11 protein-coding genes are annotated in these 12,658 nt (G+C 72.4%); 3 read left to right on the top strand and 8 right to left on the bottom strand.

What is annotated here, in order from left to right; genetic code table 11:
- Window positions 1–18 precede the first annotated feature (18 nt).
- The 5 genes from JNO44_RS36180 to JNO44_RS36160 form a co-directional block, all read right to left on the bottom strand.
- Window positions 19–498, bottom strand: a complete 480-nt coding sequence (locus tag JNO44_RS36180) for a hypothetical protein (protein WP_205371143.1) — start codon at window positions 496–498, stop codon at window positions 19–21.
- A 107-nt stretch (window positions 499–605) separates the two neighbouring features.
- Window positions 606–1,859, bottom strand: a complete 1,254-nt coding sequence (locus tag JNO44_RS36175; RefSeq protein ID WP_205368269.1) for a molybdopterin-dependent oxidoreductase — start codon at window positions 1,857–1,859, stop codon at window positions 606–608.
- Window positions 1,860–2,158: 299 nt separating this feature from the next.
- Window positions 2,159–2,725: a YrhB domain-containing protein gene (locus JNO44_RS36170; protein ID WP_205368268.1), complete on the bottom strand. Its 567-nt coding sequence runs from the start codon at window positions 2,723–2,725 to the stop codon at window positions 2,159–2,161.
- Between the two features lie 166 nt (window positions 2,726–2,891).
- Window positions 2,892–3,611 (bottom strand): response regulator, encoded by a 720-nt coding sequence (locus JNO44_RS36165; protein WP_205368266.1) that lies wholly within the window; start codon window positions 3,609–3,611, stop codon window positions 2,892–2,894.
- Window positions 3,608–4,885 (bottom strand): sensor histidine kinase, encoded by a 1,278-nt coding sequence (locus JNO44_RS36160; protein ID WP_205368264.1) that lies wholly within the window; start codon window positions 4,883–4,885, stop codon window positions 3,608–3,610. Before JNO44_RS36160 ends, JNO44_RS36165 begins: the two co-directional genes overlap by 4 nt.
- Window positions 4,886–5,087: 202 nt before the next feature.
- On the opposite strand from JNO44_RS36160, the gene JNO44_RS36155 reads away from it, so the two are divergent.
- Entirely contained in the window at window positions 5,088–6,668 is a 1,581-nt protein-coding gene (locus JNO44_RS36155) for a nitrilase-related carbon-nitrogen hydrolase (RefSeq protein WP_205368262.1), read from the top strand.
- On the opposite strand, the gene grpE is transcribed toward JNO44_RS36155, so the two are convergent.
- Together grpE and dnaK are read right to left on the bottom strand one after the other, a co-directional pair.
- A complete protein-coding gene (gene grpE / locus JNO44_RS36150; protein ID WP_205368260.1) occupies window positions 6,660–7,361 on the bottom strand; it encodes a nucleotide exchange factor GrpE in 702 nt (233 codons plus the stop codon). The two genes, JNO44_RS36155 and grpE, sit on opposite strands and share 9 nt — an antisense overlap.
- On the bottom strand, window positions 7,358–9,229 hold the full coding sequence (gene dnaK / locus JNO44_RS36145; RefSeq protein WP_205368258.1) for a molecular chaperone DnaK: 1,872 nt from the start codon (window positions 9,227–9,229) through the stop codon (window positions 7,358–7,360). Before dnaK ends, grpE begins: the two co-directional genes overlap by 4 nt.
- A 351-nt stretch (window positions 9,230–9,580) precedes the next feature.
- On the opposite strand from dnaK, the gene JNO44_RS36140 reads away from it, so the two are divergent.
- The gene (locus JNO44_RS36140; protein WP_205368255.1) at window positions 9,581–10,345 is read left to right on the top strand and encodes a DUF72 domain-containing protein; all 765 of its coding nucleotides are present in this window, start codon (window positions 9,581–9,583) and stop codon (window positions 10,343–10,345) included.
- A gap of 98 nt (window positions 10,346–10,443) precedes the next feature.
- On the opposite strand, the gene JNO44_RS36135 is transcribed toward JNO44_RS36140, so the two are convergent.
- Window positions 10,444–10,767 carry a putative quinol monooxygenase gene (locus JNO44_RS36135; RefSeq protein ID WP_067343953.1) on the bottom strand — a complete coding sequence of 108 codons (324 nt, stop codon included), beginning with the start codon at window positions 10,765–10,767 and terminating at the stop codon, window positions 10,444–10,446.
- 200 nt (window positions 10,768–10,967) lie between these two features.
- On the opposite strand from JNO44_RS36135, the gene JNO44_RS36130 reads away from it, so the two are divergent.
- Complete coding sequence (locus JNO44_RS36130; RefSeq protein WP_205368253.1) at window positions 10,968–12,653, top strand: CocE/NonD family hydrolase; 1,686 nt, start codon at window positions 10,968–10,970, stop codon at window positions 12,651–12,653.
- The last annotated feature ends 5 nt before the right edge of the window (window positions 12,654–12,658 follow it).

The raw sequence follows: 12,658 nt of genomic DNA, 5'->3' as shown, positions 1-12,658 counted from the left end.
ACTTCCGTACGACGACGGCTACTTCGTCGCCCTGCGACGCCGCCGGCGGGCGGTCGCAGCCCGCAGCCGCGGCCGTCCCGTACAGCCCGAGTACCACGCATGCAGCGTACGGACCAGCAGCCACAGTGCAGCCAGCGCGAACATTCCTGCGCTGATCAGCAGCCAGCGGGCCCAGAAGACCTCGCTCGGCAGTCGGGTCGTCAGTGTGTAGTGCGCCGCCGCGGCGCTGCCGGGCGCAAGGGTGATCAGCGGCCACCACACCAGCAGGAGCAGTCCGGAGAGCGCCGCAGGAACCCGTACGTATCCGGTCCACGCCCGGTGCCGCGCGGTACCGGCCGTCACCCGCGCCACCGCCTGGGCGGCCACCGTGTACAGCGGCACCAGCACGAGATCGTGCAGCAGTGCCGCCCCCACGAACCACACCACCACCGACGGCCATTGCGCATCGGCGAGCAACCGCACCCCGACATAGCCAGTCAGCGCGAACGAGGCCACCATCAGCAGCAGGTGCAGCGGCCCTTCGCCGTACCAGCGGCCCGCCCGGCGTGCCCCGCCCGTCACGGCTCGTCGTAGCCGCACCCTCGCAGTGCCTTGCCGCCGCGCCATCACACCGCTCCGAACGTCATCCGCGCCACCCACTTGGTATTGAGCACCCCGGGCGCCGCCGGCACGATGATCCGCGCCGGATACCCGTGATCCAGCGAGAGATCCGCCCCACCCACCCGCAGCGCCAGCAACGACCGCGGATCGCGCACCTGGTTGTCCCGCAGTGCGGCCCGCCGGAACGCGCCGGACAGCTGCAGCGACTCCACCAGCACTCCGGGCGGCGCCTCGTCCAGCCCCACCAGCGCGGCCAGATCCCGCAGCCGTACCCCGCTCCACCGCTGGTCCTGCGTCGACCAGCCCTCCACACAGGCGATCGGCAACGCCACTTCGTACTGCGGCAGCCGCAGCAGCTCGGCCCGGCTCAACCGCACCCGCCGCCCGCCTCCCTCGACCATCAGCTGCCAGTCTTCGCCGGTGTCCCGGGCCCGCACGCCCGCCCCCGCCGCTGACTTGTTGATCTGGAAGCCGTTCGGGCCGCTACCCGGATCCGCGCCTCCGTGCGGCGCCAGCAGCGCGGTACGCCGCCACCAGCCCCCGATGCTCTGCCCGGCCGTCGTCACGAACAGCAGCAGCGATCCGGCACCCACCAGCCCCAGTGCACCGCGCCGCGACACCGTCGGCGGGGCCGGGCGGACCGCCACCAGCCCGGTGTCATCGGCCGCCGCATCCGGATCCGTACGCTCGCGCAGCGCCCGTACGGTCCGTGGCAGCTTCAGCACCACATGCACCACGAACGCCCCGATGAACACCCACGCCCCATAGAAGTGCAGCGAATAGAACGACCCGGGAAACACATAGTCCAGCTGGACGTTGAGGAGACCGGTGACGAACTCGAACAGCGCCCCACCGACCAACAGCAACAGGGAGAGCCGCTCCAGCGCATGCCCGATCGACCGGGCCGGCGGCATCGTGAACAGCTTCGGGAGCACCGACCACAGCTTCGCCAGCAGCACCGGCACCAGCACCACACCGAGAGTGACATGCACACCCTGGGTGAGCCGGTAGAGCCAGTGCGGCCCGGTGGGCCAGGCGAAGAGAGAGAAACCCAACAGGCCCTTGCCTGGAGTCTTGTCGTTGACACCGCCGGCCAGATCCGGGTTGTACGCGGCATACGACAGCAACCCGGTCACGAACAACAGGGTGATCCCGGCCAGCAGGACCACGCCGAGCAGCGCCGTCAGCCGGGGGCCGCGCAGCGGGCTGCGCCAGAACGCCGGCGAGGTCGGGGGAGTGAAACGACGGGCAGCACCCATGGGAAACCTCCAGGTGTATCCGTCCGACCATAAGCAGGGCAATGCCCCTCAAGGCCGCCGCGACGTATGACGAAACCCTTACGTCCGCCACCAACTGACGGATCGCTGTGCTGCTGCGCTGCCACGGTGTCCGTGCGGTTGCGTCGTCACGAGGCGGGGCGCCGATGGTTCGTCAACGTTCCGTCAACTGCACGTTCTCGTAGGGGGTATTCCGTGACTTGGCGTGTGTGGAGAGCCAGGGCGGCGCACCTTCCAACGGAGAGGGGACGACGAGGTCCCGTGGAAGGCCAGGTCACGCGTCAGGTTGTGCCATGAGGACCCCGGCGGAGGGTTGTCACCGTGAGCACCGGGTTGATGCGTTCGACGAGTTGCTCGGTTGCGAGGGCCGTGAGGTGGGGTGGGGCTGTGCCGTCGAGCAAGGCGTTGACGTAGTGGAGTGCCTGGGCGGGGGTCAGCTTCGGGAGCTTCCGTCGCAGGGCGCGCACGGAGGGCAGCCGCCCTTGTGCGGTGGCGATCTCGGTTATCTCATCGTGCAGATCGTCCACCGCGGTGCGGACGGGCATGCCGCGGATGCGGGTGCGGTAGTCGGTCTCCCACTCTCCGCCGATCTCGGAGAGGACTCCGATCTGGTGCAGCCCTCCGTCGATACGGTCCACCAGGTAGGGCCCGAGGCCGACGAGCATGGCTCTGGAGTCCCGGGTGCGCACGTACTCCTCTGACTGGACGTAGACCTTCCACACCAGCTCGTGTTCCTCGACGTGCATCACGATGGCGCGTATCGACTCCACGCCCATGGCCGACCACCGCTGATTCTCGCGGTCCAACTCGTCCTCGACGATCCGTACGGCGGCCTCTCGCTCGATCACATGTGCAGCATCCCCCATGGTCCAGGGGCTGACCAGCGAGTTTCCCACCTAGGGCAGGGGCGAAATGCGCGGGGCCGGCAGCTTGCCTCGTGAGCCTGCCTGCCCGGGTGGTCCGGCCGAAGGGTGGGAGAGCAGTTGGAGGATGCCTGTCGAGCAGCGGCTTGTTCTACGGTGCGGCAGCCCCGGGTGGGTTCCCGCCGGGCCGGAGGAGCCCTGCCTCGTGGGCCAGGAGGGCGGCCTGTACGCGGTTTTCCAGGCCGAGGCGGGTGAGGATGCGGTTGACGCGGCTCTTCACGGTGGCCTGGGACAGGCCGAGGTCCTCGCCGATCTGGAAGTTGGAACGGCCCCGGGCGACCAGGACGAGCACCTCCAGCTCGCGGGCGGTGAGGGTGTCCAGGAGTCGTGCGGCGCCCCCGTGGGGAGGCGGGGCGTCGGGCAGCAGGGCCGCGGGCAGTGCGGTGAAGGTGTTGATCAGGCGGTGCGTGACGCTGGGCGCGAGCATCGCCTCCCCGTCGGCCACCACCCGCAGGGCATGGGCGAGTTGGTCCGGCGGGCTGTTCTTGAGCAGGAAGCCGCCGGCCCCGGCGCGCAGTGCGGCGTGCACGTACTCGTCCAGGTCGAAGGTGGTCAGGACCAGGACGCGGGGCGGCGGCCCGGGGTGCGGCCAGTCGGCGTGCAGCCGGCGGGTGGCCTCCACGCCGTTCATGCCGGGCATCCGGACGTCCATCACCACCACGTCCGGGCGCAGCGCGACGGCCAGGGCGACCGCCTCCGTGCCGTCGGCGGCGGCACCGACCACCTCGAAGTCCGGGCGGCGGTCGATGACGGCCCGCAGCGCGTCCCGGACCATCTCCTGGTCGTCGGCGAGGAGCACACGGAGGGTCATGCCGGGGCCTCCAAGAGCAGGGTGGCGGACAACTGCCAGCCGCCGTGCGGGCGCGGCCCGATACGCACCGTGCCGCCGAACGCCGCGACGCGCTCGCGGACGCCGATCAGTCCCCGACCGGAGCCGGGCGGCGGCCGGTGCCCGTCGGCGGGCGGGCCGTTCTCGACGGCGACGGTCAGCGCCGTCCCGTCCTGGTGCAGCGCGACCCGTACGTCCGTGGGGCCGGCGTGCTTGAGGACGTTGGTGAGCGCCTCCTGGACGATGCGGTAGGCCGAGATCTGGAGCGCGGGCGGCAGCTCGCCGAGGGCCTCGTCCAGCGTCGCGGTCACCGGGCAGCCGGCCGCCTCGGCCGCGGCGAAGAGCCGGTCGAGGTGGCGGAGGGACGGTTCCGGGGCCGGGCCGGCGTCCCCGTCCCGCTCCTCGACAGCCGTCAGCAGGCCGAGGATGCGGCGCATCTCGACGAGCGCGGTGTCGGCGGTGGCCGCGATGCGTGCCACGCCCCGCCGGCCGTCCGCCGGATCGTCCTGGACCACCTCCTCGGTGGCGCGCGCCTGGAGTGCGATGGCGCTCACGTGGTGGGCCACCACGTCGTGGAGGTCGCGGGCGATCCGGGCCCGCTCGGCGACGACCGCCTGGCGGGCGTTGATCTCCCGCTCGGCGCGCAGTCGTTCGTTGGCCTCGCGCAGCCGGGCATTGACGTCCTGCAACTGGCCGTTGGTCGCGCCGAGCCGCAGATTGAGGTCGCCCAACCGGTCGGCCTGGCGCACGATCCGCCGCCGCCCGTACCCCACGAGCCAGGCGGCACCGTAGAAGACGACGAAGGTGGTGGCGGTGATCGGCTCCAGCGAACCGGGCTGCGGCGGCCCGGTCCGTCCGGTGAGCAGGTCCGTCGTCACCGCCGTGAGCAGGGACAGCACCACCCAGGGCAGCCCGGCCGGCACCGGGGTGTAGCGGGCCACCGCATACACCCCGAGGACCAGCAGGAACGGGCCCGGGATCTTACTCGGCACCGGATCGGCAACCTCGAAGGCGACGAACGCGGCGGTCATGGCGCACAGCACGGCGCGCGGCCAGCGGCGGCGCCACAGCAACGGAACCGTCTGGAGCCCCCACAGCACCACCCCGGCCGGCCCCGGTGCCGGCTCCCGCGCCAGCAGCGTCAGCATGTCGAACGCGGTGAGCCCGCCGCCGAGCGTGAGATCGGTGAGCCGGGGACGCCGGTCGGCGAGCCGGCGCCAGGCGCCGCGCGGGGCGGCAGCGAGATGTGTGTCCATAGCTGCCCGCAAGGCTAGCCACCCGCATGCGCGAGGTCATCGTGCCGGAGGAGGGAACGGGACCACGGCCGACGCAACCAGGGTTGCGCGGGCCCGCGACGGATCGGCACCCAGGACGACGCCCCGGCCACCTCCCCCTTCGTAGCGTCGGAACCCGACCGGAAAGCGCCACCGCGCCACCTCGAAGGGACCGACGAACCACGTGAACACGACGAGCACCGCCGGGCGGACGGCCCGCCCCGGCCCCCATACACCGGCGGCCCGCGCCCGCTGGGCCTGGCTGGTCCTGGGCACCGCAGCACACCTCCTCGCCGTCGGCGGCCGCTGGGACATCGCCGCCGCGGCCTGGATCTTCCCCGTCCTGCTGCTGCGCTTCGCCCGCACCGGTCGCGTCTGGTCCGGCGCCCTGTGGCTGTGGGCGGCCAACACCGCGGCGGCGGTCTTCTGGCTCGCCGAGTCGGCGCTGTTCAGCCCCGCCACGTTGGGGGGAGCGGTCGCGCTCGCCGCGCTGCTGACCCTGCCGTTCCTCCTCGACCGGCTGCTCGTGGGCCGGTTGCGCCCGTGGGCGGCGCTGCTGGTGTTCCCCACCGCGGTGGCCGGCGCCGAGTTCCTGATCACCCTGCTCTCGCCGTTCGGCACCGCCTACGGCTCGCTGGCGGTCACCCAGTACGGTGTGCTGCCGCTCCTCCAACTGGTCTCGGTCACAGGCTCCTACGGCATCGGCTTCCTGATCGGCTGGTCGGCCGCGGTCGCCAACCTCGCCTGGGAGAGGGCTTCCTGGCGCGCCGCGCGCCGCGCCGTTTCCCCCTGTGCCGCGGTGCTGCTGGCCGTCGTCCTCGCCGGCGGCGCCCGGCTCGCCTTCTTCCCGGCGGACGGGCCGACGGTGCGGATCGCCGGGGTCACCGCCGACAGCGCCGTACTCCGGGCCCAGAAGGCGGCGTACGCCCAGGTCACCGGAGGGCCCGCGGAGCTCGTCAACCACCCGCCGGCGAGCCTTGGGCCGGCCATGCGGGCGGTGCTCGACAACCTGCTGGCCGCCACCCGGCGCGAGGCCGCGGCCGGCGCGAAGATCGTGGTCTGGCCCGAGCGGGGGGTGCGGACGCTGGCCGCCGACGAGCCCGCGGTCATCGCGGCGGCCCGGGAGGAGGCCCGCCGCTCCCGGATCTACCTGGAGATCGGCATCTGCGTCCACACCGCCCAGGCACCGGCCTACGGCCGCAACGAAACGCTGCTGATCGACCCCCGCGGCACCGTGCGCTGGACCTACCAGAAGGCCCACCCCATCCCCGGCTCGGAGACCTATGCCCCCGGCGACGGCCGGGTCCCGGTAGCCGCCACCCCGTACGGCCGGCTGGCCAACGTCATCTGCTACGACGCGGACTTCCCCGGCATGATGCGGGTCCCCGCCGACATCATGCTCGTCCCGTCCCACGACTGGCGGGAGTACGGCCGCGCGCACACCCGCAAGGCCGCCCTCCGGGCCGTCGAGGCCGGCTACGCGCTGTTCCGCCAGGACGCCGAGGGCGTCACGGCCGCCCTCGACAACCAGGGCCACGTCCTGGCCGACACGGACTACTTCACCACCGACCGGCAGGCCACCGTGGCGTACGTCCCGATGCACGGCACCACCACGGTCTACGACCGGATCGGCGACACCTTCGCCTGGCTGTGCCTGGCGGCCGTCGCGGCACTGCTGGTGGCCGGCGCGGCGGCCGGCCGTCGGCCGTCGGACCGCGGTCCCCGAGCCGACGAACCTGCCCAACCGGCCGCGCAGCTACGGTAGTCGGGCCCCGCGCGCGCCCGGCTGCTCACCGGCCACGGCCACCTGGGCGGGGCGCAGCAGCCGGTCGCCCACCCGGAACCCCGGGCGGAGGACGTCGGCGCAGACCGCCCGCTCGCCCGCCGCGGCCCGGGCGGCCGACCCGGCCGTCGACCCGGCCCGCTCGGGCGGGGTGTAGACGAGCGCCTCGTGGACGGTGGGGTCGAACGGCTCGCCGGCGGTGCCGAAGGACGCCAGGCCCAGGGACGCCAGCTCCGTTTCCAGGAGGTCGGCGACGCGCCGGAAGCCGTCGGTCAGCTGGCCCTGGCCGGCGGCCTCGGCGATCGCGTCGAGCACCGGCAGCAGCCGGGCCAGCACATTGCCCACGGCGATCTGGCCGACCGCCAGCCGGTCGCGGTGCACCCGGCGCCGGTAGTTGTCGAACTCGGCCTTGAGCCGCTGCAGATCGGCCGTGCGCTCCCGCAGTTCGCCCGCCAGCCGTTCGAGGTCGGACCCGCCGGCCTCCGGTCGGGCGGCGCCGGGCGGTGCGGTGCCGCGTCGGGTCGGGGGCGCCACCGCACCGGCGGTGCCCCGGTCCGGCCGTACCGGGTCCGACTCCGGCCGGGGCGGCGGGGCCGGGTCGCGCTCCGGCCCGGTGCGCCCGACCAGCGCGAGCGGCGGCCGGGGGAGACGACCGACATCGGTCGGACGGTTCATCGTCCGCCTCCTTCCCGCTTGTCGTCGTCCACGATCTCCGCGTCGACGACCTCGTCCTCGGCCTTGGCCTGCCCGCCGCCGTGCGTCCCGGTGCCGTCCGCGGTCGCGCTCTGGGCGGTCTGGGCGTCGGCGTACATGGCCTGGCCGAGCTTCTGGGAGACGGTCGCGACCTTCTCCGACGCGGTGCGGATCTCGGCGGTGTTGTCGCCCTTGAGCTTCTCCTTCAGCTCACCGACGGCGGACTCGACCTCGGTCTTGACGTCGCCAGGCACCTTGTCCTCGTTGTCCTTGAGGAACTTCTCGGTCTGGTAGACCAGCTGCTCGCCCTGGTTGCGGGTCTCGGCGGCCTCCCGCTTGCGACGGTCCTCCTCGGCGTACTGCTCGGCGTCGCGGACCATCCGGTCGATGTCGTCCTTCGGCAGCGAGGAGCCGCCGGTGACGGTCATCTTCTGCTCCTTGCCCGTACCGAGGTCCTTGGCGGTCACGTGCATGATGCCGTTGGCGTCGATGTCGAAGGCGACCTCGATCTGCGGGACGCCGCGCGGAGCCGGCGGCAGACCGGTCAGCTGGAACATCCCGAGCTTCTTGTTGTACGCCGCGATCTCCCGTTCGCCCTGAAAGACCTGGATCTGCACGGACGGCTGGTTGTCCTCGGCCGTGGTGAAGGTCTCCGAGCGCTTGGTCGGGATCGTGGTGTTGCGCTCGATGAGCTTGGTCATGATGCCGCCCTTGGTCTCGATACCGAGGGACAGCGGGGTGACGTCCAGCAGCAGGATGTCCTTGACCTCGCCCTTGAGGACACCGGCCTGGAGGGCGGCCCCGATGGCGACCACCTCGTCCGGGTTGACGCCCTTGTGCGGGTCCTTTCCGGTCAGCTGCTTGACCAGTTCCGTCACCGCGGGCATCCGCGTCGAACCGCCCACCAGGATCACGTGGTTGATATCGGCGACCTTGATCCCCGCGTCGTCGACGGCGTTGTGGAACGGCGCCCTGCAGCGCTCCAACAGGTCCGCGGTCAACTGCTCGAACTGGGCGCGGGTGAGCTTCTCGTCCAGGTGCAGCGGCCCCTCGGGCGAGGCGCTCAGATAGGGCAGGTTGACCGTGGTCTCGGTGGCCGCCGACAGCTCGATCTTCGCCTTCTCCGCGGCCTCGCGCAGCCGCTGGGTGGCCATCTTGTCCTGGGACAGGTCGATGCCGTACGCGTTCTTGAACTGCTTGGTCAGGTAATCGACGATCCGCTGGTCCCAGTCGTCGCCGCCCAGGTGGGTGTCGCCGTTGGTGGCCTTCACCTCGACCACGCCGTCGCCGATCTCCAACAGCGACACGTCGAACGTGCCGCCACCGAGGTCGAAGACCAGGATCGTCTGGTCGTTCTCCTTGTCCAGGCCGTAGGCCAGGGCGGCGGCGGTGGGCTCGTTGACGATCCGCAGGACCTTCAGCCCGGCGATCTCCCCGGCCTCCTTGGTCGCGGTGCGCTGCGCGTCGTTGAAGTACGCGGGGACGGTGACCACCGCGTCGGCGACGTCCTCGCCGAGGTAGTTCTCGGCGTCCCGCTTCAGCTTCTGCAGCACCCGTGCGGAGATCTCCTGGGCGGTGTAGTGCTTGCCGTCGATGTCGCCGCTCTCGGGGAAGCGCCATTGCGCGTCTCCCATGTGGCGCTTGACCGAACGACATGTGCGGTCCACGTTCGTCACCGCCTGGCGCTTGGCGATCTCGCCGACCAGGACGTCGCCGCCCTTGGCGAAGGCGACCACCGAGGGGGTGGTCCGGGCCCCTTCGGCATTGGCGATGACCGTGGGCTCGCCGCCCTCCAGCACGCTGACCACCGAATTCGTCGTCCCGAGGTCGATACCGACTGCTCGTGCCATGGTCTTCTCCTCGTCTCGCGGCCCGATCCGGGGCGACGACGCGGTGGTGGGCCCGCCCCGGCCGGGACGGCCCCGGCCGCATCCCTCGCAACGCCTCTCACCTGCTGATATGGCGACCAAGCCGGCTACATCATCTGGATAGAACGTGCCCCGACGACTGTCAAGATGCACCTTTTGCTGCGAATATTCCCCATCGTGGGTGGGCGGGTTACCCGTCGCGCGCAGCATCCGCGGCCCCACCGGCGGAAAACGATGCAGTCTCTTCGTCTGACGGCGTCCCGAACATCCCGGACATCCCTGACGTCCCCGACGGCCGGTACGCGTCGCGGCGAACCGGGGATGCCTCCCCGCATGACCATCCACCTCGGAACCTCCGGCTGGCAGTACCGCGACTGGCGCGGCACTCTCTACCCACCCGACCTGCCGCAGCGCCGGTGGTTGGAGGAGTACGCCCGGCGCTTCGCCACCGTCGAGAGCAATGCCGCCTTCTACCGGCTGCCCGAGGCCAGGACCTTCGCCGACTGGCGGGACCGCACGCCGGACGACTTCGTCATGGCCGTCAAGGCCAGCCGCTACCTCACCCACATCAAACGGCTCCGCGACCCCCAGGAACCGGTCCGCCGCCTGATGGCGCGCGCCGCCCACCTCCGCCCCCGGCTCGGCCCCGTCCTGCTGCAACTGCCGCCCACCCTGCCCGCGGACGCCGGACTGCTGGCCGACTGCCTGGACTGCTTCCCCACCGGTACCCGGGTGGCCGTCGAACCCCGCCACGACTCGTGGTGGACCGACGCGATCCGCACCGTGCTGGAACGCCGCGGCGCCGCCCTGTGCTGGGCGGACCGGGGCTCCCGGCCCGTGACACCCCTGTGGCGCACCGCGGACTGGGGGTACCTGCGCTTCCACGAAGGCCGCGCCGCCCCCTGGCCGCGCTACGGGCGGCAGGCGCTGGACGCCTGGGTCCGGCGGATCGCCGACGCCTGGCCCGACCGGGCCGACGTCTACGCGTACTTCAACAACGACCCCGGCGGGGCCGCCGTCCTCGACGCCGCCCGCTTCGCCCGGGCGGCCACCGCCGCCGGCCGCACGGTGACCCGCACGCCCGCCGGACGGGAGTGAGCCCCGTCCGCGTGCGGTGACGACTGTGCACACGGCCGTTCATGACGAAGCGGCGTGCCGCCCGGGGCGACCCGCCGCTGTGCCGTGTGGCGCGGGTGTCAGTCGATGGCGAGCTCGCCCATCGCGCTCCAGCCGTCCGCGCCCGGGATCACGTGGCTCACGATGTCGGGCGTGCGGCGCAGCAGCGGGCGCATCGCCTCCAGGCCGGCCCGGAAGTGGTCGGAGTTCACATGGGCCTCACCTGCGTCGTCCTGGAACGCCTCGACCAGGACGTAGGTGTTCGGGTCCTCAAGGCTGCGGGACCACTCGAACCAGAGGTTGCCCGGCTCCTCGCGGGTGGCGCGGGTGAACGCGTCGACCTTCTCGGGCCACTCCTCGACGTGTTCGGGCTTCACGGGAAACTTCACAACGATAAAGATCATCCGTGTACCCTAAACCATTTGTCTCATCTCTCGCATTTCGTCCCTCGGGTGCCGTCAAGTAGCTCTTTCGTGCGGTGAGTTACCGGCCGGTAATTTGGCTGATCATGATCTCGTCCGGGGTGGCCGCGCCGCCCTACGCTCCCGATCACCGCACCGGACGGGCGCCACCGTGGCGCCGCGGTCTGAAACCTGGAGAAGTGATGGCGCGACCCCGCCGTACCGCCGGCAACCCCCTCGGCCGACGACGCAGGACGACAACGTCCCTCTGCGCCGCGGTAGTTGCCGCAGCCCTCGCCGTGGCCGTGCCCGGCGGCCCCGCGGTGGCCGCCGCGCCGGGCCGGCCCGCGGCCCCCGCCGCCGTGGCGTCGGCCGCCCCGGCCTTCCGCCTGGCCGACATCACCATGAAGGACGGCACCGTCCTCAAGGCCGATGTGTTCACGCCCGCGCCCGGCACTCCCGGCGCCGACCGCAACGGCCACTACCCCCTGGTCGTCCAGCCGGCCAGCTGGGGGCAGAACGACCTGGAATACGTCGCCCAGGGCCGACAACTGGCCGCCGACGGCTATATCGCGGTGACGTACACGGTGCGCGGCTTCTGGGCATCCGGCGGGAAGATCGACGTCGCCGGGCCCAAGGACGTGGCCGACATCTCCGCGGTCATCGACTGGGCCCTGGCCCACACCCCGGCCGACCGGAGCCGGATCGGCATGGTGGGGCTCTCCCTGGGCGGCGGCCTGACGCTGATGGGTGCCGCCTTCGACCCGCGGGTCAAGGCCGTCGCCTCGCTCAGCGGGTGGGCCGACCTGACCGACGCGCTCTACAGCGGGCAGACCCGGCACCTCCAGGCCGCCGGGCTGCTGGCCGCCGTCCAGACGCCGACCGGCCGCCGCAGCCCCGAGTTCGCGCGGACCCTGGCGGACCTCTTCGCCGACCGCGACCTGCCCCGCGTCGTCCAGTGGGCCGACACCCGGTCCCCGGCCACCTACGTGGACCGCATCAACGCCCACGGCACCGCCGTCTTCCTCGCCAACGCCTGGGGTGACAGCATCTTCAACCCCGGCCAGATGACCTCCTTCTACCAGCGGCTGACCGTGCCCAAGCGGCTCGAACTGCGGCCCGGCGACCACGCCACCCAGGAGCTGACCAGCCTGCTCGGCCTGCCCAACGCCACCTGGTCGAGCGCGCGGCAGTGGCTCGACCGCTACCTCAAGGGCTCGGGCGGCGCCGAGAAGGCGCGCCAGGGGGTGGAGCTGGAGGTCCGGCCCGGCGGCGGGCACGAGGGCTACCGGGACTGGCCGGCCGTCAGTTCCCGGACCGAACGGCTGCGACTGGGCCGCCCCGATTCCCACGGCACCGGGACCCTCGGCGGCCCGGCCGGCGACGGCTGGTGGCGGCAGGTGACCGGCGGCAAGGACTCGGGTGCCGACGGCGGCATCGCCGAGCTGTCCGGCGCCCTCGACCAGATCGTCGGCCTGCCGCCCACCGTCGTCGTCCCGCTGCTGCCGCGCAGCGCCGCCGCGGTGTGGCAGAGCGCACCGTACGCGACGGACCAGCACCTCCGCGGCGCCGCGCGGCTGCACACGGCCGTCACCGCGTCCACACCGCAGGGCACCGCCTTCGCCTACCTCTACGACGTGAACACCCTGGGCGTGGGCAAGTTGATCTCGCACGCCCCGCAGAGCTGGTCGGGTCAGAAGCCGGGGCGCGCCTTCCCGCTCGACGTCACGCTCTTCCCGACCGCGTACGACCTGCCGGCCGGGCACCGGCTCGCCCTGGTCCTGGACACCGCCGACCCGCTGTACGGCGGGAGCACCCCGCACGGCAGCAGCGTGTCGTTCGGCTCGCCGGCGGGCGGCCCCGCCGAGCTGGCGGTGCCGCTGAGGTGAGGGGC

It is taken from the genome of Streptomyces noursei (assembly GCF_016917755.1).
Taxonomy (GTDB): Bacteria; Actinomycetota; Actinomycetes; order Streptomycetales; family Streptomycetaceae; genus Streptomyces; species Streptomyces yunnanensis.
This window is presented reverse-complemented; position numbering and strand designations above follow the sequence as displayed.